Genomic DNA, 23148 nt, shown 5'->3' with positions numbered 1-23148 from the left:
TTTAATATTATTAAAATATTCCATTGATTAAAATTTACTTAACATTGAGAAAACACTTTATTTATTCATTAAATAGTTTTTGTTCTCAGTTAAAGCATTTATTTTTGCGGCAAATAAAACTAACCGACTAAAATTATGAGTGATAACGGAAAAACCAGATACAGTGCTGCTGAGCTTACAGAATTTGAGGAGTTAATCACCAACAAATTAGATAAAGCTAAAGAAGAACTAAAATATATTAAATCTACTATTACTCGCTCTGGCGATTCAGGAACAGATGGTACTTCAGGGAACGTAAAAGTGTTGGAAGATGGAGCTGATACCATGGAAAAAGAAAATATGAATCAGTTGGCAGCTCGTCAGCAAAAATTCATCACCAATTTAGAAAATGCTTTAGTAAGGATTAAAAATGGTACCTACGGAGTATGTTCAGTTACTGGAAAATTAATCTCAAAAGAAAGATTAAGAGCTGTTCCACATACTACACAATCTATCGAAGCGAAATTAGCCCAAGATAATTAATGGATTTTCTGCTCAATCATATTGAAGCACTGATTTTCTGTGCAACTTCCCCTTTGAAGTTGCAGGAAATTCAGAAGTGTCTTTCAGAAATGTTTGAAGCAGATGTTCCCAAAGAAGATATTGAAGGTGCACTTGAGAAAATCCTCAAAAAATACGAATCAGACGAATATTCTTTTCAAGTAGAGCATGTAGGAGGCGGGTATCAGTTTATGACTAAGCCCGCCTATCAAGCTAGTATCGGTATCATGCTCAAGCAACAATCCAAAAAGAGATTGTCTACCTCAGCTTTGGAAACGCTTTCTATCATTGCATATAAGCAACCTATAACGAAAGGTGAGATGGAACAAATAAGGGGAGTGAATTGCGACTATACCGTTCAAAAGCTACTGGAGAAAGAATTAGTCGAAATAAAGGGAAAGGCCGATGCTATCGGAAGACCAATTTTATACGGCACCAGCCAGAACTTCATGGAATATTTTGGCATTAATGATTTGAAAGATTTACCTACCCCAAAAGACTTTTCACAAGAGGAAAACCAAATAGGAAAAGAAAACGAGGATTAGTCAGAATAGAAGCGTAGTTTTGTCATTGAAATATTGACAAGTTGTTGGTCAGCTAATAAATTTCATTGCTATGCACAATAATAAATCTCCTAAAGGTCAAAAACCTCAAAAGCCCCATAAATCTCATCAGGTAAAAAAGTTTTCCAATCAAAGGAAAGCGGAAACTCCTGAATACGATATTAAAAAACTTAAATCTGCAGAGACGAAGGAAAAGGAGCTTAAGGAAGGTATCAGATTAAATAAATTTATTGCTAATGCAGGTATTTGTTCAAGAAGGGAAGCCGACACGCATATAGCTGACGGAAAAGTAAAGGTAAACAACAAGGTGGTTACAGAATTAGGTTTTAAAGTGAAGCCTATGGATGATGTTGCTTTCGAAGGCAAGCCTATCAGAAGAGAGAAATTGGTTTATGTGTTGCTAAACAAACCGAAAGGCTTCATCACCACCATGGATGACCCAAAAGGTAGAAAAACAGTAATGGATTTAATTTCTGCTGCTGGTGATGAACGCATTTATCCAGTTGGCAGATTGGACCGGAACACTACTGGGCTTTTACTTTTCACTAATGACGGGGAGCTAGCTAAGAAATTAACCCATCCAAAACATAAAATCAAAAAAATCTACCAGGTAGAATTGGATAAGCCTATTTCAGAAGAAGATTTTCTTAAAATTCAAGAAGGAATTACATTAGAAGACGGGGAAGTAAAAGTGGATAATGTTGCCATCCTAACATCTGATGCCAGAACTATTGGCATTGAAATCAAAATGGGTCGCAATCGAATTGTTAGAAGAACTTTTGAGCATTTAGGTTATGATGTAGTGAAATTAGACAGAACCACTTTTGCAGGGCTTACCAAAAAAGACTTAGCTAGAGGCAAATGGAGATTCTTAAAAGAAAAAGAAGTGATTAATTTGAAGCATTTGAGGTGATATATTTTCCTTATACTTTTTTGGACTAAGCGGAGGTTTAAACCAGGAGCTTAATGAATCAGATTGAAATAGCGCATTCGTTCGCTTGAGCTTTTATCATGAACCAGCAATGAAGTATTATCTCTAATTTTTACTATCTGCTAGTAAAGATTTTTGAAAAAAATACTTTATCAAATTTTAAAACAAACGAACAATAGTGCGTCTTCCTCCTTTGAGGGAATCAAAAGTGGCTGAAGATTTAATCACCATCCAACTTCACTCCAGCATTTTCAATTATCACTCTGAAAATACTGCCTTTACCTAATTCGGAAACTAAGGTGATGCGGGCGTTGATTTTTTCTAATGCTTGCTGCACTATAAATAAGCCCAGACCAGATCCCTCAGCTTCGCTTGTGGCCCTATAGAACATATCAAATACTTTATGCTGGCTTTCAGGAGCAATTCCAATTCCATTGTCTTCCACAGAAATATGAACATCTCTATCTATTTTCTCAAATCGAATGGCAATAAATTGGTCTGGCTTTTTGGCGTCATGATATTTTACTGCATTAGAAATAAGATTGCCCAATATTACTTTTAACTGATAATAATCCGTTCTTAAAATATGATGAATTTGCTCATCATAGTCTAAACGAATGCTATCAGCCCCTTGATTAAATTTCACATCAGTAATAACATCTTCCACCATTTCACCTAATCGGAAGGTTTTAAAAGTTATTTCTGTTTTAATATTTCTCGAATAGTTTAAGATATCACTGAAAATATGATCTAGTTTTTTTACTCTTTCTTCCATCATTTTCACATATTGCTGGCCCGATTCATCTTTAATATCGTGCTTGGCAATATTGATTAATCCTAATAAGGATGCAACTGGAGCGCGTAAATCGTGAGATGTGCTATAAAGAAAGCTATCTAATTCTCTGTTGGTTTTCTCCAGAGCCGAGCGTTCTTCTTCCAATAACCAGATAATCATTCCAATGCCAATAAAAGAAAGCAATACGAAATCAATTACACCCATGGTATTATCAAAATCAATAATATAATTTTCATCTAAAATCATGTGAATTCCACCAAAAGCATAATTCAAATTTTCAAAACCATATAAAAGAAATGCAATCCATAATAACTTTTTACCTACAGCAGCATCTCTTTTTCCAATTCTCATAATTTGAATTCCAGCAAAGACAAATGCAATTCCAACTATCGAGGATTTAATGGTAAAAGGAATAATGATAGAATAAATATACCCCTCATCTTGATCGAATAGAAATAATAGAGAGCTAAGGAGCGCTAAAAGCACAACTAGTGTATACTGAACATATTCCTGCTTTAAGCTTAAGGTTTTTCTGTTTATAAGGTGATATGTTCCTTGTAAAAGCCAAACCACTTGCAATAAGCCAGCTATTTGAAAAAGGAAAGTAAAAATATTTTGCCAAAATGGACCGACATCTTCATTTTTAGCGCAATAAAGTGTCAATAAAGCAAAGATTATATATGAGGCAAATGCAAGCCAGCTGAATGACCAAAGTTTCAAATGTTTTCTTTGGTAGAGATTAAAAAAATACCACAGTATTAAAGCTAACCCAATACCCCAAAGAGCCTGACCCGAATAACTTGTAACTATGCTTTCAAAATATTGATTGAAAATAGATTGATTAATCAATGTTAATTTGTTTTAAATTTATTTAACGCACTAAGTCAAATTCTCATTTCTACTTTGGTTGCGTTCGTTTGAATTTCGAACAGGTCTCTAAAAATTGAAGAGAAAGCTTTAAAGTCTGGAGGAGTCATAGACTCTGTGTTTAATTTAATAACGATAAACAAAGATTAAAGTAACAACTAAAATCCCACATTGTAAACAAAAGCTTATCTGTATTGATTTTAAATTATCATAAAAATAGTATGTATGCATACTATTTTTAAACTCAACTATTATTTTTAAATTTCATCTGCATAAATTGTAGTTACTTTGAAGCTTGAGCGCTTCAATAAAAATTTAGACAAAAAATGACCGAAATTAGAATCTACAAACAGAACATAAAAAAAGCCTTGCTTTTGAGGGCAAGGCTTGTGGTGCTGAGTGGACTCGAACCACCGACTCACGGATTTTCAGTCCGATGCTCTACCACCTGAGCTACAGCACCGTGATTGAGTGGTGCAAAAGTAGGTGAAAAATTCATCCTGCAAAAGGATTTTAAAAAAAATGTGATAAAAAGTTTTAAACATTTAAAAAACAACTATGGAATACATCTCGCAAATTGCTTTCTTACTGGTACTTGCGGTGGCAAGTTTCTTTTTAGCAAAAAGAATTGGAAGCATTAAAAAAAATATCAATCTCGGTAAGGAGGTAGATAGAAGTGACAATAAGGGGCAAAGGTGGAAAAACACTTTCCTTATTGCTTTTGGGCAGAAGAAAATGTTTAAAAAATTAATACCTGCATTTTTACATTTATTGATTTATGTGGGCTTTTTGGTGATTAATCTGGAAGTACTTGAATTCATTATCGATGGAATTGCAGGAACTCATAGGATTTTTGCTCCCATATTAGGTGATGCATATTCCGTTGCCATTAATATTTTTGAATTTTTAGCAGTTGCCGTGCTGGTTTCTTGTGTAGCTTTTTTATGGAGAAGAAATGTAGTGCCTGTAAAAAGGTTAAAATCATTAAGTGGATGGCCCAAATTAGATGGTAATTTGATTTTGGTAATCGAAATCGTTTTAATGTTCGCCATCTTAACCATGAATGCTACTGATCAACTTTTGCAAGGGAAAGACGACCATTACATACAAACAGGAAGTTTTTTCTTTAGTAGTTTTCTAACTCCTCTATTTGAAGGAATGAGCGTAGAAACCTTAAGATTTACCGAGCGTTTTGCATGGTGGTTTCATATTATTGGTATTTTAGCCTTTGCGGTTTATGTTACTTATTCAAAGCATTTACATATTTTCATGGCATTTCCTAATACTTATTTTGCCCGCTTAACACCTCAAGGAAAAATGAATAATATGGATGAGGTAACTACCGAAGTGAAAAGCATGTTAGGGATGGACGCTGGAGATCCACCTGCAGAGGTTGCAAGATTAGGTGCTAAAGACGCTACTGATTTAACTTGGGTTAATTTAATGAACGCTTATGCTTGCACAGAATGTGGACGATGTACGGCCGAATGTCCTGCAAATATTACAGGTAAGAAGCTTTCTCCTCGTAAAATCATGATGGATACACGTGACAGGATAACTGAAATTGGTGATAATATTAAAGCCGGAAAAAAAGCTGAAGAAGGCAGCCAGTTATTTAGCGAAGATTATATTTCTGCCGAAGAGTTAAATGCCTGCACGAGCTGTAATGCATGCGTGGAAGCTTGTCCTATCAACATCAACCCATTAGATATTATTTTGCAAGGAAGAAGATATATGGCAATGGAGGAAAGCAGTTCACCTCAATCATGGAATGCCATGTTCCAAAACGTGGAAACCAGTTTTGCACCTTGGAAGTTTCCTCCTACAGACCGTTTCAAATGGGCTGATAAATTAAATGAGGAACAAAAATAAATTTTAGGAAACGCTAAATTATAAATCAAGATATTATGAGTGATTCAACATATAAAGTCCCAACCATGCAAGAAATGAGTGCCAAAGGAGAATCTCCAGAGGTGTTATTTTGGGTAGGTTGTGCAGGTTCTTTCGATGACCGCTACAAAGCCGTCACCATTGCGTTCACAAAAATCCTTAATAAAGTAGGTATCAACTTTGCGGTTTTGGGTCCTGAGGAAAGTTGCACAGGAGATCCCGCCAGAAGGGCTGGAAATGAATTCCTATTTCAAATGCAGGCAATGAGTAATATTCAAGTATTAGATGGCTACAATGTAAAAAAGATTGTAACTGCTTGCCCACATTGCTTTAATACATTGAAAAATGAATATCCAGAATTGGGTGGTAATTATGATGTGGTTCATCATTCTCAATTCTTACAAGGATTAATAAATGAAGGAAAAGTGACCCTAAAGGATGGTGGAGAATTTAAAGGAAAAAAAATCACTTTCCATGATTCTTGCTACCTAGGACGGGCAAATGGAGTTTATGAAGCACCAAGAGACCTAATAAAAGCATTAGATGCCGAATTGGTTGAAATGAAAAGATGTAAAACCAAAGGTTTATGCTGTGGAGCTGGCGGAGCCCAGATGTTTAAAGATGCTGAAAAAGGAAATAAAGAAATCAATATCGAAAGAACAGAGGAAGCATTAGATACTGGCGCAGAAGTAATTGCAGCAGGCTGTCCATTTTGTATGACTATGATGACTGATGGCGTCAAAAATAAAGAAAGAGAGCATAATGTAAAGGTATTTGACTTGGCAGAATTGATTGCTAAAAATGAAGGGCTTTAGATAGTACGTGGTATTGAAAATAGAATACAAAGACATCATGGTGTATTACGCACTTTGATGTCTTTTTTAGATAAAATATTAACAAGTCTTTCAGTAATATTTGAAACACTTCTTATTGCTTTCAGTTTTGTATCTTTATAAATAACCAACACAAAATAACTATGAAAAGTACAGTATTCGTATTGGGATTTGCATTGCTAATTTTCGCATGCGAGCCCTCAAAAAAAGAGAGTTCAGAGGAATCAGAATCAACTGAAGCGGTAGAACAATCTGCCGACCCAAAATTGGTAAAATTATGGGAGACCGATACCGTAATGACTACTTGTGAATCTGTTTTATTCGATGGAGAAGGAAGCAGATTGTTTGTATCAAACATTAACGGTCAACCACAAGAAAAAAACGGAGCAGGTTTTATTTCAATTTTGAACCTTGATGGAAGTGTAAAAGAATTGAAATGGGCAACTGGTTTAAACGCACCAAAAGGAATGGGCATTTTTGATGGCCATCTTTACGTGACTGACATTGATAGGATAGTTGCTATAGACTTAGAAACAGGGGAGATAGCTAAAGAATTTACTCCTGAAAAAGCGGAATTCTTAAATGATATTACTACTTCAGAAAGCGCAATTTTTATTTCTGACATGAGTTTAGGTTTAATTCACAAAATTGAAAACGGTGAATTATCTACTGTTGCTGAAGGTGTAGAGGGAATAAATGGCTTGTTAAGTAAAGGTGATCATTTAATGACGTTAGATGCAAAAGGATTAAGAGCTTACGACCTATCTAATAACAAATTTGAAATGGTAAATGACTCTGTTACAGGTGGAGATGGATTGACTATGCTAAATGATGAAACTTATATTGCTAGTAGATGGCAGGGTGAGATTTACCATGTTGCAGGAAATAAAGCTCATTTATTATTGGATACAAAAGCTGAAGAATCACAAACTGCTGATATTGGCTTAAATCCTGAAAAAATGATTGTTTATGTTCCTACTTTCTTCAAAAATAAAGTAGTTGCTTACCAGCTAGAGAAGTAATATAGAATAGTAAAACACTAAAATTTTCTATAGAAGATTCGAGTTTGGCTAAATAGCAACATTATTAATCAATTACGATTAAATTAAACCCGTAGGATTCAAATTCTTACGGGTTTTTTATTGCCTAAAAAATAATATAAGAAATAAGGGATTGTGATTGTTCGGCAAACTGCTATAATTCCTTGACTTAGAATAATTGTGAAAGCTCTTGGAGTTTTTTAATGATACTTGTTTTTATAAAAATATAAGTGAATGTGAATTAATTCAAGAGTTTTGAGGTAGGTAATTTTAATTGACTTTATTAAATTTAAGAAGAATGGTGACTTAACTAACTATGCTTTTGGTTAATATTTTCACCTACTATTTTAAGTGTAATCGAGTGCTTATATGAAAAAAGCTTCCGAGTTTCCCCGAAAGCTTTATCAATTTTAATTAAATCAACCTATTTTTAAAATTTGTAGTTCACTCCAATACTAAATGCAGTTCCAGGATTTAAGCTTGTAAATACTTCTGGGTCTGCTTGGTATGACTGATAAAAACTTTCTCTTCTATCATTCAAAATATTAGATACCTTGAAATCAACAGTAGTTCTTTCATCTTCGCCAAGAGTTTTGTTAATGCTAAAGTTTAAGCTGTGAAAAGGTACATCAAAAACATCAGCATATAGTCCAGTTCCAACGATTGCCAATGTTGGACCTTTTACATTGTAAAACATACCAGCATTTAACCCTAATTCACGGTTATTGTAAGATAATCCACCATTGATTACATATGGAGCTTGACCAGCCATTTGGCGATAATTAGTAATGTTTTCACCGTTTTTCTCATATTCTTTTCTAGCGTTAAATTCTTGTTCGGTCATTTGAATTCTTGATTCAACGATAGTTAAGTTTCCACTGATGTTAAAATTTCTCAAAACGGGGCTAATAAAATCTAATTTCTTTCTAGCCTCAAGCTCAAGACCTATCAACTGACCATTTCCAACATTTCTTGCTTGAAATTCAGTACTGGTTTGCTGAGCAGGAATTCTCACTAATTCTATTGGGTTATCAAAATATTTGTAGAAAGTACTTACAGAGAACATTTGTCCTTCTCTCTGAAATAGATCCCATCTTAAATCGATATTGTCAATTCTTGTTTCCGTTAAATTACCATCCCAATCATCAGCATAAGTAAATAAACTTCCATTGAAAATTCTATTAGTAATCGGGTCCAAAATCTGAGCAAAACTTAACTCTTTAAAAGAAGGTCTTGCAATTGTTTTAGAGTAAGAAGCCCTTAAATTTTGGTCATCAGTTAATGAATAAATCAAATTGGCAGTAGGAAAGAAATCGAATGAATCTAATACCTTTTCGTTTACAAGGTTTCTTCCATTAGAACTTCCACTTGCAAATGCTTGGTCTCTACCAGTATGTCTTTGCACATAATTTTCAACTCTTAAACCTAATACAGTTTTCAAATTTCTGATTGGTGACATTTCATTTGAAACATAAAATGCGGTATTATTTACATTAGAGTTGTAAGCATTTGGGTTTGGATTATTATTCCCTGATTGGTAGTATATTCCGTTGGTTTCACTTGGAAATAAATTCTCTTCATCTAGGACTACCTCTTGACTAGGATTTGGCCAAGATTGTTGTTCGAAAAATTGAACGTCAAAGAATAATATTTCATAATCTCTATTTTTATAAGTATGACTTCCTCCAAATTTGAACTTAGCATCCTCATCATTGAAGCTGTATTTTTTCGTAATATCAATTTTAGAATTAATATTAAATTCATTTAATGATCTCCATATTCTGGATGGATTACCAGCTTCACCAGCTGCAAATCTTGGATTGTCAGTATCAATTCCAGAAAAAGCTGTTTTTCTAATGTCTGGATCCTCTAAAGCTGAAAAGGTTGGAGAAACTCTCCAGTCGATTTCCCAGTCATTATTATTTAATATATGTGTACCATTAAGTAATATATTATTTAAAGCACTTTGGGTATATTCTAAGTTGTCAGACTCAGCAACATAACCTGACTGCCCAACTGCAGCACCATTATTTAGAATGTTAAATTGACCTGCTCTGCTTTCCCCATTTTGAAGTCGCATTGCTGTAAGTCTCAACTTAGTGTATTTTGATTTTAAGGCTAACCCACCAAGTGCTCCAATTAACACATTATTTTCACCTAACTGACCACTTTGAGTAGTGGCATATCGCATGTCAGTATTTTCAGGGTCTTTATATTTTTGGTATTCGCCATATTGAACATCATCATAAAAACGAGTATTGTTTTTATATGAAAGTGAGAAAATATACCCTAATTTCGGTTTATTCTCATCTTCTGCACTGCCTAATTCAAATTGATTACCTATAGAAAAACCTAAATCGTAATCCATTAGGCTTGTTTGGGTTTGAGCTGCCAAATTAGGATTAAAACTTCTGATAAATTCAGATGCCTCTTCTGTATTACCAGTAAAAGGGCCAGGTACTTGAGTAGCTCTTGCCCCTTGCGGTAAAGCTCTGGTACCATCATCGAAACCTAAAAAATCGGTACTTCCACCTTCGTATGTTAAATAATCTGGATTGAGGTGCATGGAAGGATTAAATCCTATTCCTAAAGATACGTCCAAAATTCTTTCTTCAGGAAAGTCTTTAGTTTCAACATTCACTATTCCGCCAGTAAAATCAGCTGGTAAATCAGCAGTGAATGACTTTCTTACTATCATATTGTCAATTAAGCTTGTAGGAAATATATCCATCTGCAAGCTATTTCGGTCAGGATCTAATCCTGGAACATCCATTCCATTTAAGGTAGTTTTAGTGTAGCGGTCTCCTAATCCTCTTACATAAACATATTTACCTCCTTCAATTGAAACTCCTGTCACTCTCTGTACAGCTTCAACTGCAGTAGCATCACCAATTAATTTGAATTTTGCAGAAGAAATACCATCAATTAGTCCTGGAGCTTTCTTCTTAACAGTCATTAAAGCAGCTTCCGTTGTTCTGATAGCTCTAGCGGTAACCACCACTTCTTGTAATTCAGATTTTTCTTCTTGAAGTTTAATTTCTCCTAGGATATTGATTTCTCCAGCTTCAACTTTTACTCCTGAAATAGTGATGGATTGAAAAGTTACGAAGGAAACTTTAACATTGTAAGTTCCGGCCTCAACTGGAATTGTAAATTGACCATCCAAATCAGTAACGGCTCCATTTAAGTTTCCACCGGTAACTTCTTGATTGTCGGAAGAAATTTTAACGGCAACCACATTGGCGCCAATCATTGGCTCTCCATTTGAGTCTTCAATTACTGTTCCTCTTATTTTACCTTTTTGAGCAAATGCTACGGTAGTTGTAAGAATCAATAAAACTGCTAAAAGATGTTTAAATTTTAACATGCGTATATTTTTATGCTTTTTTTATAATTGCCAGTAAATATTAAAGGCACACAAAATTACTTTGTGTGCCTTTAGTAAACTATCCTTGTTGATTAAGGATTTATTATAAATTAGCGCTTATGTTACGCAAATGTTATCTGAGTTATTATAGACTTGATACATCAGCTGCAACATCAGCCCAAGTCCAGTTAGCAAAAACTGAAGCATCAGCTTGTGCATTAGTTCCAGCAACGATTCCTGCTGGTACTGTAGCTCCTGCTGGGATATAGTTTGTTAAGTCAGTAGTAACATCTAAAATAACATTCGTATAAGTAATGTTTGCTGCTGATGGTCTGTTGATAATTTGACCTTCTACAATTCCAGTGATAAATATATTTTCCAATATTACTCCTGAATTCTCATCAGTATTAATTAACTCATCAGCTTGTCTTGCATCATTTGAAGCTATAACAGTTCCATTAGAAAAAGTATGTTGTACGTCTAATAATACATCACCTTCTGGACCATCTAATTCAAAACAGTGACCAGTTGGAGTAACTACTAAAAAGTTATCCATTGTTCCGCTCCATGATTGGTCAGTATCCATTCCGTCATCACCAGCATTCCAAACGACTGCATTTGTAACGTTTACAGTTCCACCGAACCACTCAATTCCATCATCTTGGTTAGCAACTACCTCTACATTTTCAATTACAGTTCCAGAACCAACTCCACCTAAAGTTAAGCCGTTGATTTCGTTACCTGCTCCAATGTTTGTTCCGCCATGACGGATAGAGATGTACCTGATTTCTCCAGAATTGTCAGCAGCATCAGTTCCACCATAAAGACCATTTGGATCAGAAGTTGGAATACCTTCAATTTGTACTTCATCAGCTGAAGCAGAGATAGGAGCATTTCCTAAGATGATAACACCACCCCATAAACCATTTTGAGTTGGGTCTAAGTTTGGAGAAGCGATTTGACCTGGCTGAATTTCATCAGCTACTGAAGTGAAGATGATTGGCTCATCAGCAGTTCCGTTTGCAAATAATTTCCCGTCTCTTGCTATGATTAATGCCGAAGCATTTGCTTGTGAACCTGCTTCACCCTTAATAATTGTACCTGCTTCAATTGTTAATTCTGCACCTGCCTCAACAACAATTCTTCCACCTAATTGATAAACATTGTCACTTGTCCAAGTAGTGTTTTCAGTAATGTTGTCAGTTATGACTACGTTACCGTTATCGTTTCCTTCATTTCCATCAGGATCAACTGATGTTTCATCACATGCTGTGAATCCAAATGCTAATGCTAAAAATAGCAACGTTAATAAATTAATTTTCTTCATCTTAAGTAATTTTAAATTTTGTTTAAATTTCTTTGTGACAAAGGTGGGTTTTAATTGTTAACTGAATTTGTCAGACTCTTTAGCAAATTGTTACCAATTTTACGCTCTATTAATTTTGTGTTAAACTAAAAAAGCGTCCCAACCGGAACGCTTTTCATAGTGTCTTTAATTTTCTACTATTTATCCGATTGGTATTTGTTTTAAAATTTTCTCAATAATGTCCTTGGTAGTTACCCCATCTGCTTCTGCTTCATAGTTGAGTAAAATTCTGTGATTCATCACATCATAGGCAATTTCTTTTATATCTTCTGGTAATACATAATCTCTACCTTCCATATAAGCAATTGCTTTTGCGCCTAGGTTTAAATTGATGCTTGCTCTTGGAGAAACTCCATATTGAATATATTCTGCTTCTTGTTTCAATCCATAATCTAAAGGAGAGCGAGTGGCGTAAACCAATTCGATAATATAGCGCTCTAAAGATTCAGAAATTTCTACTTTATTTACCTGGTCTCTTATGCTAAAGATTTCTTCTTTTGTCAGGATGGTATTCACATCTTTTTTAAATGTCATGTTTGACATTCTTCTCATTACCTCCAACTCCTGGGATTTTGTAGGATAACTTACGGTTACTTTCAGCATAAAACGGTCAACCTGTGCTTCCGGAAGAGGATAGGTTCCTTCCTGATCTACTGGGTTTTGAGTAGCTAAAACCAAAAATGGTCTATCCAATTGAAAAGTAGTTTCACCGATGGTCACTTGTTTTTCCTGCATGGCTTCCAAAAGAGCAGATTGCACTTTGGCAGGAGAACGGTTGACCTCATCAGCCAATACTAAATTTGAAAAGATTGGTCCTTTCTTAACTTCAAAATTTCCTTGCTTCTGATTATAAATCATGGTTCCGATCAAATCGGATGGCATTAAATCAGGCGTAAACTGAATTCTTTGAAAATCTAAATGCAAAACATTTGCTAAAGTATTAACCGTTAAAGTTTTGGCCAAACCGGGTACACCTTCCAATAATACGTGTCCATTGGTGAAAAGTCCAATTAGTAAACGGTTAACCATATACTCTTGCCCAACTACCACTTTAGCCACTTCAGACATTACGTCTTTCACTTTCTGTTGCAATGCGCTTTTATTTTCTATCTGTGCTTCTTCCATGTTTGCTTTATAAATCTCTTTTTTATTAAAATAAATATTAATAATTAACTACACAAAAATTTCATTTGGCACTAAATATCAAATGAATATCAATGTATCTCATTTAATGCCTAATAGGCTCTATTTGAATTTCAAATATATTATTAAAATTTTAAAAATATCAACACCTAACCTCATCCTTAATCCATCTTTAAATGGCGAAAGAGATTTTGGGAATCAATATCAAATTGCTATTTAATAAGTAACGATACTATAAACCGCTTCATTTTCCTGGGTCAGCTTTTTTTTGCCTTCCAAAAATCCTAACTCAATTAAAAAGGTAAAGTTGCCAACTTTTCCACCTAATTCTTTCACTAGTTTAGCTGCGGCCAAGGCTGTACCACCGGTTGCCAGCAAATCATCATGTATCATTACTTTTTGATCTTTTTTAATAGAGTCCTTATGGATTTCCATAGTAGCACTTCCATATTCTAAATCATAGGAATATTTGATAGTTTCAGCTGGTAATTTTCCTTCTTTCCTCACAGGAACGAATGGAACTCCTAATTTCTCCGCTATCATCATTCCAAATAGGAAGCCTCTGGATTCTACTCCCACTATAACGTCAATATTATCTTTTTTGGCTTTTTCTACAAACCAGCCTACTATTTCAGTCACTAATTTGGGATGGGAAAGAACTGGAGTTATATCTTTAAATACGATTCCTTCTTTTGGGAAATCTACAACTTCTCTTATTTGTGCATTAATTTTTTCGGGTAATGTCATAGCGGTAGGATATTGTATTAATCGATTTAAATTGCTTTTAATTTTTTAATCAAATCATTAAGCATATCATCATCAAAATCGAGATGTGTTACAAATCGGACATCATGCTTTCCAAATGGAACTGCCAAAATTCCTTTTTGCTTTAATTTTTCTACGAAATCAATGGCTAGTGCATTATTGGTCAATTTGAAAATCACAATATTAGTTTCCACTGGCAGAACAGATTCTACAAAACTTAAACCTTCCAAAGCATTGGCAATGGTTTTTGCTCTCTCATTGTCCTCTTTTAGTCGGTTTATGTGATGGTCCAACGCATAAATCCCTGCCGCTGCCAAAAATCCTGCTTGGCGCATTCCGCCTCCTAATACTTTTCTTACCCTTCTGGCTTTTTTGATGGTTGCTTTATCTCCTAACAATAAGGATCCCACCGGACAGCCCAAGCCTTTTGATAAACATATTGAAATGGTGTCAAAATGCTGTCCATATTTTTTTGGGTCATCGTCAGTAGCGACCAATGCATTGAATAATCTTGCTCCATCCAAATGGAGTTTCAAACCCTTCTCTTTACATAGGGCACTGATTTTTTCAATTTCTTTAAAATCATATACGCATCCACCGCCTTTATTCATGGTGTTTTCCAAAGAAACTAAAGTAGAAATGGGCGCATGCACATCATCAGGATTATTAATATTATCCTTAACCATTTCAGCGGTTATTCTTCCTCTATCACCATGCAACAGACGAACGGAAGCAAAAGAATTATAAGCAATTCCACCGCCTTCATATAAATAAATATGAGATTTTGCATCGCAAATGACTTCGGTATGAGGAGCTGTATGAACCCTGATGGCAATTTGGTTGGTCATGGTTCCGCTTGGGCAAAAGATGGCTGATTCCATTCCAAAATAATCAGCTGCTTTTTTTTCCAAAGCATTGATGGTTGGGTCTTCACCAAAAACATCATCCCCAACCGGAGCTTCCATCATGGCTTGCTTCATTCCAGACGTTGGTTGGGTTATAGTGTCACTTCTTAAGTCTATCATTTTAAGATACTTTTTCGAACCAATGCGGTAATTTCACTTGGTCAGTATAAAATTTCTTTCTTGTATGGTTACTGTCGAAAGGAACGATTTTTTCAATACGGTCAGTTTTGGGGTGGTAAAAAGCTTCTACATAAAAGTCATTCAATAAAAATAAATTCACCTTATAGCGATAATAGCGGATGGAAGTCACAAATTCTCCATCCACGTATAAAGTCTTTATTTTCTTAAACAAACTTAAACTTACGAACTCTTCTACCTTCACTAAGCTATTTCTTTTTTAGTATATATAAATCTTTTCTTCTATCCTTCAAATTACGCACGCTTCCGTAAGTATGCAATTCTTTTAGCAAATTAACATCTACATCTGCAATTACTGTCATCTCCGTATTAGGCGTGGCTTCCGTTTTTACCCCATTCGTAGGGAATGCAAAATCGGAAGGCGTAAATACCCCTGATTGAGCAAACTGGATATCCATGTTATTTACTTTTGGCAAATTCCCTACACTTCCTGCTATGGCAACATAGCACTCATTTTCAATAGCACGGGCTTGTGCACAAAGTCGAACTCTCATGTAGCCATTTTGTGTGTCAGTTAGAAAAGGAACGAATAATAATTTCATATCCTCATCTGCTAACAATCGGCCCATCTCTGGGAATTCCACATCATAACAAATTAAAACGCCAATTTTACCGCAATCAGTATCAAAAGCTTGAATCTTTCTTCCACCACTCATACCCCAAGCACTGACTTCAGCAGGTGTCATATGGATTTTTTCATAGGTTTCGCTGGTCCCATCTCTTCTACACAAGAATCCTTTATTGTAAAGTTTCCCTCTGCTCATGACTGGCATACTTCCGGTGATAATGTTTACATTATAATTGATGGCATATTCTTGAAAAATTTCTTTCAGTGGTTCTGTGTATTTCGCCAATTCCCTAATGGCTGATGCTTCATCCAAATGGTTGAATTCCGCCATTAATGGGGCATTAAATAATTCTGGGAATAAAATGAAATCACATTGGTAACCACTAACTACATCAATAAAGAACTCTATTTGTTCTTGCATTGCCTTCAATGAAGGAGTTGGGCGCATTTGCCACTGTACCAAGCCAAGTCGAATTACCGTTTTTGGGATGTGGACATATTCTTCTGAGGGTTCATAATAAATATTGTTCCACTCAATTAAAGCCGCATATTCTGCAGATTGTTTATCGCCAGGCAGATAGCCTTTCAATACTTTCTTTACGTGAAAGTCATTTGACAATTGAAAAGATAATGTTTTGTCATAGATGTCCTTTACAATCACTTTCTGTATGTATTGCTTAGGAGTCATCTTCTCAGCAAATTTGGAATAGCCTGGAAGTCTACCACCTGCAACAATCGAGTGAAGATTTAATTGTTCTACCAAATCTTTACGAGCATCATACATTCTTCTGCCCACTCTCATTCCCCTAAAGTCCGGATGCACAAAAACATCTATTCCATAGAGTACATCTCCATCTGGATTGTGAGTATCAAAAGACTCATTACCTGTTATTTGTGGATAGGTATGGTTGTCTCCAAATTCTGAATAATCAACTATTATGGATAAAGCACAACCTGCAACTTGTCCATTAACCAGTACGCATAATTGTCCTTCAGGAAATTTATCAATCAATGTTTTGATATGATCTACCTCCCATAAATCATCCCATCCTGCATAGGCTTTTTTCATCGAGTTTATCAGACTTCGATAATCTTTCAATTTGAGATTTTCTAGGGTAACAATATAATTATCTTGCATAAGTAAGTATAATTGGCTCAAAAAAGCCGGTAATAAAACTGTAAAAGCTTTTAAAAATTCAATTAAGAAGTTTAAAAAGCAAAAACCACAGCAAGATAAGTGGATTTCACTTAACGCTGTGGTTTAAAAATATATTTCTTTTCCTTAAATAGGAACGTTTACGTGTCTTTCGGCATGATATGAAGAACGAACCAAAGGTCCTGATTCCACATATTTCAATCCTCTTTTCAGTCCTTCTTCTCTGTACATATCAAATATCTCAGGATGCACATATTCAATCACATCATGATGTCTTTTAGTAGGTTGTAAATACTGACCTACAGTTAAAATATCACAACCATGTGCTACTAAATCATCCATAACAGCAAACATTTCGTCTTGAGTTTCGCCTAAACCTACCATGATACCGGTTTTGGTTCTTTTACCAAATTCTTTGGTAAGTTTAATCTGATCTAAACTTCTTTGATATTTAGCTTGAGGCCTAACTCTTCTGTAAAGGCTAGGAACTGTTTCTACATTGTGCGAAACCACTTCTTGTCCAGCTTCAATCATTCTATACAAAGCATCCCATTTTCCTTTAACATCAGGGATTAATGTTTCTATAGTAGTTTCAGGAGAAAGCTCTTTAGTTTTCACTACAGTCTGATACCATATTTCAGCACCTCTATCTTTCAATTCATCTCTATTGACAGATGTCAAAACAGCATGTTTTACCCCCATTTTTTTTATGGCTTCTGCCACTCTTTGTGGCTCTTGCTCATCATATTCAGGTGGACGACCTGTTGCAACTGCACAGAAAGAACAGCTTCTTGTACACACATTACCTAAAATCATGAAAGTGGCAGTACCTGCTCCCCAGCATTCTCCCATATTTGGGCAATTACCGCTTTCGCAGATGGTGTGCAATTTATTTTCATCCACTATTTTGCGAACGTTTGCATACTCCTTACCAACAGGTAATTTAACCCTTAACCAATCCGGTTTTTTATTTTTCTTTTTTTCTTCTTGGCTTACTACCGGTAAATCTATCATATCAATCTCTTAATCGATTTGTAATTTATTTTCTTGACCCAAACAATATACTGACAAACGCAGCTGGGTAAAAGTTATAATTTTTAGTACCTAAAGGCACAATTTCTATTCTTCTGGTAAAAATCTCTCCTAAAAAGCCTACTTCAAAACCTGTTACTTTACTTTTGAAAGTACCGAATTCAAATAATAAAGAAGCCCTAATATGCGCACCCATAACGATTTCCATGTTGCTTAGTCCTGAAAAATATCCAGCTGGTCCAGTGATGGACACTGGTGCAGTCCCATTAAATATTTGTGAAAATGTCACTAATTCTCCTCCCTCACTTCTGAGAAAATAAGGAGACACAAGACCGAAGGTTGGTCCAGCAGTTAAAACTCCATTAATTTGCACTCCTTTTTGTTCTGCTTTCTTAAATAATAAAGCGTCATATCCATACAAAAGTCTGGTGCTTATTAAATAATTTTCTTTTCCTTCATAAAAAGTGGAATTGCTAAAAAATGTTGGACTTGGAGCTCTTCTTTCCTGTGGGTGACGAACATTGGCTATTTCTATACCAAATGTTTGAAATAATTTATCCGTTTTTTTAGCACTATATCTAAAGAATCCTCCAGAGATTAGACCACCGTTAGTTGCTTTGGTAGCACCAAATAGAAATTCTTGGCCATATTCAAACGGATCGTCTTGCTGGCTTTTGGCTTCAGCTAAAACAATGATTGTTAGAAAAAAAAAGATAAGCAGTTTTTTCATTTACAGTAAATAATTCTACAAATTTAATTTTTTTAAATCAAACGATAAACAAATCACATAGTTTATGGCTACGTCATCAATAAAATATATTCATCCACTAAGAACAAATGCGACCCACAATCGTTCGGGAAATTCCTTAATTACTGATGCTCCTGTTGATAATAATGGTCAAGGAGCCTATTTTTCTCCTACAGATTTAGCTGCGACTTCATTAGCTAGTTGTATGCTTACTGTAATGGGTATTTACGCTGACCAAAATAAGTTAGATTTAGGTGAAATAAGTTGTGATTTAGAAAAAATGATGGAATCAAACCCGCGCAGGATTAGTAAAATTACAATCGATGTTAAGTGGAAAAATGATTTATCAAATGTTGATATTCAAAAATTAAAGAATATCGCACTTAACTGTCCCGTTGCTAAAAGTTTACATCCTGATATTGAACAAGTAATAAATTTCAATTTACTGTAATTATAAACCTATTTCAGTCTTTAAATTTTGATAATTTATTCCCATATGGGAATCATCATAAACGCATTCTCCATTTTTTATTAATAATACTTGAGGAGATTGATGCGTAACGCCAAATTTTTCCGCTATAGCATTTGAAATGTTTCGATATGAAATTAAATCGAGGTAATAAGGTTTAACCTCACTCATTTCGCCTTCGTTCCAACTTCTTTCGAGCCTATTTAAGGCCATAGCACTAATTGAACAGCTTGTGCTATGCTTAAATATTATGACAGACTGCTCTTTAGATTCTGTTGAAATTTTATCTAAAGTATCTATGTTATCTAATTTATTCCACTTCATAAGTTCTAGTAATTTTTTATTGTTCTCCTGATTCCGCTTTTTCTTTTTTCCATTCATTAGGATGAACAGAATTATCCCAAATTTGACCTTCGTTTTTGTCTCGCTTTTCTTTAGGTTTTTTGCGTGTCACATAATTTGGCTGTGTATTATCTGTCCAAATATTTGTAAAAAACGAGGCCACGGACTGAAAAGTTCTTGCCAGAAAAGGGACTTTAGTGTTTTCTGCAGCCAATATTTTTGTGCCAGGATGAGATTCGCTACTTATATAGAAGTGTCTTTTATAATCACCTTCTAAATTTGAGATATCCTTACTGTTTTGCTTCATTTCATCAGTTGGATTTTTCTTTTCAAGAACTGTTAATAATCTATCATCATGTAAGTCTTGTTTGCTAGGCTTGAATATGGTGGAAGTCATTAATTTACTGTTATCGAAAGGTTTTCGCTCAGGATTAGCAGGAGTTGCCGTCATAAGTTTGCTATTATCATAAGGCTTTCTCTCACGGTTGGCTGGCTGTGCAATCATCAATTTGTCCTTATCAAAAGGTTTTCTTACATAATTAGCCGGTCGAGCATTCATTAACTTATCATCATCATATGGCTTTATGTTTTTATCCTTGATGTTTATTGTCATTAATTTATCATCATCATAAGGTTTACGTTCCCTATTGGCTGGCTCGGATATCAGCAGCTTATCATTATTGTAAGGATTTGGTTTTTTATCAGCAGCATCAATTATTAGTAACTTATCACCATCGGTTTTATTCGACTTGTAATCAGGTCTCTCTGAAATTCTTAGCTTATCATTGTTCATTTTGGCATAATCATCTTTTTGCTTGTTAAACATGATCTTACTATCACTCATTTTCGGCTCCAAATCAGGCTTAGAAGCAGTTTCTAGCTTATCATTATCGAATGCTTTTCTGTCTTTATCTTTTCTCTCACTGAAAAGTTTTTTACCCCCAACCTTGCTTCCCTCACCCTTTTTTGGATTTGATTTCTTCAGTAATACAGGACCTTTGTCTGCTATTCGACTGTCATATGGAATTAAAGGAGTTTGTAATTCCGATGGATTAGTAATAGCCTCTCTATCAGCTGATTTGTAATTTGGTTTATTGTCGTAAGTTTTTCTTTTGGGTCTTTTATCTGGATTATAATCGTAAGTTTCATAATCGCTTTTTCTTGCCTTGAACCACATCACTTTATCCCAATCCCACTTAAAAGGGTTAATTACGATTACTTTATTCGTTCCTTTATTAGGATTGCCCTTTGCTCTTCTTCTTTTAGAAGTCCTGATTTTTTTATTGTCCATTTTGGATGGACTGTTTTTTTCAGAAACTTCTAGCTTTTTACCTCCAGTTTCTTGTCCATAGGAAGTTGCTGGCATAAAGATGAAGCTCGCTAAAAAAATAGCAATCGCTAATCCAAAGAATTGATATGGTGATTTCTTTATCAAATTTTAATTTCTAAACTTTCAATTTACTGCCAATTTTCCAGAATAAGAATTTTCTATATGTTCTAAGTCTGATTTTCAGTATTCAGCTAGTTTTTTAAGCTTTACTTTAATTCTTTCCTTCGGTAAAAAGTTTTGTTCTAAATCTGCATTAAACGGAACGGGAGTGTCCAAACTTCCTTCTCTTAATATAGGTGCATCCAAAGCTTCAAAACAATTTTCACTAATCCATGCTGCTATTTCACCGCTAATGCTTCCTGTCAGGCAGTCTTCATTGCAAATCAAGACTTTTCCAGTTTTCAAAACACTCTTTTCAACGGTTTCCTTATCCCAAGGCAATAAAGTTCTTAAATCAATCAACTCAACAGATAAATCAGATAAATCATTCATTGCTTCCTTTGCCCAATGCACGCCCATACCGTAAGTAACAATTGTGATGTCTGAACCTTCATTGAGGATTTTAGCTTTCCCTATCTCAACAGTATAATAATCATCTGGAATTTCATCTGTTAAGGAACGGTAAAGTGCTTTATGCTCAAAATACATCACCGGATTTGGGTCTTCTATGGCTGCCGTAAGTAATCCTTTTGCTTCATAAGGATTCGAAGGGAAAACTATTTTCAAACCAGGCGTGTGGAAAAACCAGGCTTCATTAGATTGAGAGTGAAATGGCCCAGCTGCTACCCCTGCGCCAGTTGGCATTCGGACTACCACATCAGCATTTTGCCCCCAGCGATAATGAGATTTCGCCAGATTATTTACGATTTGATTAAATCCACAAGTCACAAAATCAGCAAACTGCATTTCGATTACTGATTTTTGCTTTTTGATGCTCATTCCTAAGCCAATTCCAATGATGGCTGATTCACAAAGCGGTGTATTTCTGATTCTATCTTTCCCGAATTGGTCGACAAATCCTTCCGTGATTTTAAAAACACCTCCATAATCAGCAACATCCTGTCCCATGATTACTAACTCAGGATATTTCTCAAATGACTGTTTTAAACCATCAGAAATGGCATCCACATATCTTTTGCTGCTTTTCTTTTCAGATTTTGGAGCAATAGGTTTTGAGTTGTTAGGCAAAAACAAATCAGCAACTTGCTGTTCTGTACTCACTTCAGGATAAATATCTTCACCCGCAAGTTTTAAGCCTTTATTAATGTTTGATTTTATAGTAGCTCTTAATTCATCTATCTCATCTTGAGAAATGATTTTTTCTTTTAATAAATATTGCTCGTAATTATCTACAGGGTCTTTTTTAGCCCACTTATCAAACAACTCCTGCGGAACATATTTTGTCCCTGAAGCTTCCTCATGCCCCCTCATTCTGAAAGTCATGGCCTCAATTAAGATAGGCTTAGGATTTTTACGGATTTTTTTAGCCGCAGTATCTACCGCGTGGTAAACTTCCAAAATATTATTACCATCTACTTTTATGGCTTCCATTCCATAACCAGGGCCTTTGTCAATGAAGTTTTTGAATTTAAACTGCTCATTACTAGGTGTAGAAAGTCCGTAACCATTATTTTCAATCATAAAAATTACTGGCAAATCCCAAACAGCAGCCACATTTAATGCTTCATGAAAATCTCCTTCCGAACTTCCTCCATCCCCACTAAAAACTAGGGTGGCTTTGTTCGCCCCACTTAATTTATCGGCTAAGGCAATGCCATCAGCCACTCCTAATTGCGGGCCGAGGTGTGATATCATTCCAACAATATGAAATTCATTAGTTCCAAAGTGAAAAGAGCGGTCTCTTCCTTTTGTAAAGCCCTGCATTTTCCCTTGAAATTGCGAGAATAATCTATTCAATGGAATTTCCCTTGTTGTGAAAACACCGAGATTTCTATGCATCGGCAATATATATTCATCTTTTTCCAGAGCTGCTGCAGAACCAACAGAGATTGCCTCTTGTCCGATTCCTGAAAACCATTTGCTGATTTTGTTTTGTCGAAGTAAAATCAACATTTTTTCTTCTATGAGTCGGGGCAACAAAATTTGCTTGTAAAGGTTAATCAGCTTATTGTTGGATAATTTTTTTCTATCGAATTGCATGAAAAAATACCTTGTAGAAAGGCTTTAAAGGTTTAAGTTTAGTTTTTAAATTACTAATTATATCTTTGGGTTTCCTTAAAAAGTTGGAAACTTTTATCCAACAAATTTAAAGTAATGGTCTAATCTGCAAAAGCCATTA

The 23148-nt window shown here is 35.0% G+C and carries 20 protein-coding genes and 1 tRNA gene; 7 read left to right on the top strand and 14 right to left on the bottom strand.

The annotated features are described in order from the left end of the window. Positions 1-135 precede the first annotated feature (135 nt). The 3 genes from VFM92_RS01455 (at position 136) to VFM92_RS01445 (ending at position 2016) form a co-directional block, all read left to right on the top strand. Positions 136-522 carry a TraR/DksA family transcriptional regulator gene (locus VFM92_RS01455; protein ID WP_325120414.1) on the top strand — a complete coding sequence of 129 codons (387 nt, stop codon included), beginning with the start codon at positions 136-138 and terminating at the stop codon, positions 520-522. Further along, complete coding sequence (scpB, locus tag VFM92_RS01450) at positions 522-1085, top strand: SMC-Scp complex subunit ScpB (protein ID WP_325120413.1); 564 nt, start codon at positions 522-524, stop codon at positions 1083-1085. The genes VFM92_RS01455 and scpB overlap by 1 nt, the downstream gene beginning before the upstream one ends. Before the next feature lie 70 nt (positions 1086-1155). Then, positions 1156-2016 carry a pseudouridine synthase gene (locus VFM92_RS01445; RefSeq protein ID WP_325120412.1) on the top strand — a complete coding sequence of 287 codons (861 nt, stop codon included), beginning with the start codon at positions 1156-1158 and terminating at the stop codon, positions 2014-2016. A 238-nt stretch (positions 2017-2254) separates the two neighbouring features. On the opposite strand, the gene VFM92_RS01440 is transcribed toward VFM92_RS01445, so the two are convergent. Together VFM92_RS01440 and VFM92_RS01435 are read right to left on the bottom strand one after the other, a co-directional pair. After that, a complete protein-coding gene (locus tag VFM92_RS01440; protein ID WP_325120411.1) occupies positions 2255-3679 on the bottom strand; it encodes a HAMP domain-containing sensor histidine kinase in 1425 nt (474 codons plus the stop codon). A 408-nt stretch (positions 3680-4087) separates the two neighbouring features. Next, positions 4088-4160, bottom strand: a tRNA-Phe gene (locus VFM92_RS01435). Between the two features lie 95 nt (positions 4161-4255). Here VFM92_RS01435 and VFM92_RS01430 point away from each other — a divergent pair. The 3 genes from VFM92_RS01430 to VFM92_RS01420 all read left to right on the top strand — a co-directional run bounded on the left by VFM92_RS01430 (position 4256) and on the right by VFM92_RS01420 (position 7442). After that, positions 4256-5569 carry a 4Fe-4S dicluster domain-containing protein gene (locus VFM92_RS01430; protein ID WP_325120410.1) on the top strand — a complete coding sequence of 438 codons (1314 nt, stop codon included), beginning with the start codon at positions 4256-4258 and terminating at the stop codon, positions 5567-5569. 35 nt (positions 5570-5604) lie between these two features. After that, positions 5605-6402, top strand: coding sequence for a (Fe-S)-binding protein (locus tag VFM92_RS01425; RefSeq protein ID WP_325120409.1), 798 nt, complete (start codon positions 5605-5607; stop codon positions 6400-6402). Between the two features lie 161 nt (positions 6403-6563). Further along, a complete protein-coding gene (locus VFM92_RS01420) occupies positions 6564-7442 on the top strand; it encodes an ATP-binding protein (RefSeq protein WP_325120408.1) in 879 nt (292 codons plus the stop codon). 448 nt (positions 7443-7890) lie between these two features. Here the strand turns inward: VFM92_RS01420 and VFM92_RS01415 are convergent, their stop codons facing one another. The 9 genes from VFM92_RS01415 to VFM92_RS01375 form a co-directional block, all read right to left on the bottom strand. After that, positions 7891-10827, bottom strand: a complete 2937-nt coding sequence (locus tag VFM92_RS01415) for a TonB-dependent receptor (RefSeq protein ID WP_325120407.1) — start codon at positions 10825-10827, stop codon at positions 7891-7893. 145 nt (positions 10828-10972) lie between these two features. Beyond that, on the bottom strand, positions 10973-12154 hold the full coding sequence (locus VFM92_RS01410; protein ID WP_325120406.1) for a hypothetical protein: 1182 nt from the start codon (positions 12152-12154) through the stop codon (positions 10973-10975). A gap of 180 nt (positions 12155-12334) precedes the next feature. After that, positions 12335-13318 (bottom strand): MoxR family ATPase, encoded by a 984-nt coding sequence (locus tag VFM92_RS01405; RefSeq protein ID WP_325120405.1) that lies wholly within the window; start codon positions 13316-13318, stop codon positions 12335-12337. 234 nt (positions 13319-13552) lie between these two features. Continuing rightward, positions 13553-14083 (bottom strand): adenine phosphoribosyltransferase, encoded by a 531-nt coding sequence (locus VFM92_RS01400; protein WP_325120404.1) that lies wholly within the window; start codon positions 14081-14083, stop codon positions 13553-13555. A gap of 26 nt (positions 14084-14109) precedes the next feature. Continuing rightward, positions 14110-15126, bottom strand: coding sequence for a GntG family PLP-dependent aldolase (locus tag VFM92_RS01395; RefSeq protein ID WP_325120403.1), 1017 nt, complete (start codon positions 15124-15126; stop codon positions 14110-14112). A 1-nt stretch (position 15127) separates the two neighbouring features. Then, a complete protein-coding gene (locus VFM92_RS01390; protein WP_325120402.1) occupies positions 15128-15388 on the bottom strand; it encodes a hypothetical protein in 261 nt (86 codons plus the stop codon). Between the two features lie 4 nt (positions 15389-15392). Beyond that, positions 15393-16910, bottom strand: coding sequence for a bifunctional GNAT family N-acetyltransferase/carbon-nitrogen hydrolase family protein (locus VFM92_RS01385; protein ID WP_325120401.1), 1518 nt, complete (start codon positions 16908-16910; stop codon positions 15393-15395). 144 nt (positions 16911-17054) lie between these two features. Continuing rightward, complete coding sequence (gene lipA / locus VFM92_RS01380) at positions 17055-17942, bottom strand: lipoyl synthase (protein WP_325120400.1); 888 nt, start codon at positions 17940-17942, stop codon at positions 17055-17057. A gap of 25 nt (positions 17943-17967) precedes the next feature. Next, on the bottom strand, positions 17968-18690 hold the full coding sequence (locus VFM92_RS01375) for a hypothetical protein (RefSeq protein ID WP_325120399.1): 723 nt from the start codon (positions 18688-18690) through the stop codon (positions 17968-17970). A 64-nt stretch (positions 18691-18754) separates the two neighbouring features. On the opposite strand from VFM92_RS01375, the gene VFM92_RS01370 reads away from it, so the two are divergent. After that, entirely contained in the window at positions 18755-19159 is a 405-nt protein-coding gene (locus VFM92_RS01370) for an OsmC family protein (protein WP_325120398.1), read from the top strand. On the opposite strand, the gene ytxJ is transcribed toward VFM92_RS01370, so the two are convergent. From ytxJ to VFM92_RS01355, 3 genes are all read right to left on the bottom strand, one after another. After that, complete coding sequence (gene ytxJ / locus VFM92_RS01365; protein WP_325120397.1) at positions 19160-19501, bottom strand: bacillithiol system redox-active protein YtxJ; 342 nt, start codon at positions 19499-19501, stop codon at positions 19160-19162. Between the two features lie 16 nt (positions 19502-19517). Beyond that, a complete protein-coding gene (locus VFM92_RS01360; protein WP_325120396.1) occupies positions 19518-20954 on the bottom strand; it encodes a hypothetical protein in 1437 nt (478 codons plus the stop codon). A gap of 75 nt (positions 20955-21029) precedes the next feature. Beyond that, positions 21030-23009, bottom strand: coding sequence for a dehydrogenase E1 component subunit alpha/beta (locus VFM92_RS01355; RefSeq protein WP_325120395.1), 1980 nt, complete (start codon positions 23007-23009; stop codon positions 21030-21032). Positions 23010-23148 lie beyond the last annotated feature (139 nt).

Origin of the sequence: Marivirga sp. (genome assembly GCF_035704835.1) — a bacterium.
Classification (GTDB): Bacteria; Bacteroidota; Bacteroidia; order Cytophagales; family Cyclobacteriaceae; genus Marivirga.
Note: the sequence above shows the minus strand (reverse complement) of the source record. Positions and strands in the feature narration are given on the sequence as shown.

Bases quoted from the DNA above. Each gene is read 5' to 3' on its own strand.
- VFM92_RS01455 (WP_325120414.1), top strand. From the start codon at position 136: ATGAGTGATAACGGAAAAACCAGATACAGTGCTGCTGAGCTTACAGAA.
- scpB (WP_325120413.1), top strand. From the start codon at position 522: ATGGATTTTCTGCTCAATCATATTGAAGCACTGATTTTCTGTGCAACT.
- VFM92_RS01445 (WP_325120412.1), top strand. From the start codon at position 1,156: ATGCACAATAATAAATCTCCTAAAGGTCAAAAACCTCAAAAGCCCCAT.
- VFM92_RS01430 (WP_325120410.1), top strand. From the start codon at position 4,256: ATGGAATACATCTCGCAAATTGCTTTCTTACTGGTACTTGCGGTGGCA.
- VFM92_RS01425 (WP_325120409.1), top strand. From the start codon at position 5,605: ATGAGTGATTCAACATATAAAGTCCCAACCATGCAAGAAATGAGTGCC.
- VFM92_RS01420 (WP_325120408.1), top strand. From the start codon at position 6,564: ATGAAAAGTACAGTATTCGTATTGGGATTTGCATTGCTAATTTTCGCA.
- VFM92_RS01415 (WP_325120407.1), bottom strand. From the start codon at position 10,827: ATGTTAAAATTTAAACATCTTTTAGCAGTTTTATTGATTCTTACAACT.
- VFM92_RS01410 (WP_325120406.1), bottom strand. From the start codon at position 12,154: ATGAAGAAAATTAATTTATTAACGTTGCTATTTTTAGCATTAGCATTT.
- VFM92_RS01405 (WP_325120405.1), bottom strand. From the start codon at position 13,318: ATGGAAGAAGCACAGATAGAAAATAAAAGCGCATTGCAACAGAAAGTG.
- VFM92_RS01400 (WP_325120404.1), bottom strand. From the start codon at position 14,083: ATGACATTACCCGAAAAAATTAATGCACAAATAAGAGAAGTTGTAGAT.
- VFM92_RS01395 (WP_325120403.1), bottom strand. From the start codon at position 15,126: ATGATAGACTTAAGAAGTGACACTATAACCCAACCAACGTCTGGAATG.
- VFM92_RS01385 (WP_325120401.1), bottom strand. From the start codon at position 16,910: ATGCAAGATAATTATATTGTTACCCTAGAAAATCTCAAATTGAAAGAT.
- lipA (WP_325120400.1), bottom strand. From the start codon at position 17,942: ATGATAGATTTACCGGTAGTAAGCCAAGAAGAAAAAAAGAAAAATAAA.
- VFM92_RS01375 (WP_325120399.1), bottom strand. From the start codon at position 18,690: ATGAAAAAACTGCTTATCTTTTTTTTTCTAACAATCATTGTTTTAGCT.
- VFM92_RS01370 (WP_325120398.1), top strand. From the start codon at position 18,755: ATGGCTACGTCATCAATAAAATATATTCATCCACTAAGAACAAATGCG.
- ytxJ (WP_325120397.1), bottom strand. From the start codon at position 19,501: ATGAAGTGGAATAAATTAGATAACATAGATACTTTAGATAAAATTTCA.
- VFM92_RS01355 (WP_325120395.1), bottom strand. From the start codon at position 23,009: ATGCAATTCGATAGAAAAAAATTATCCAACAATAAGCTGATTAACCTT.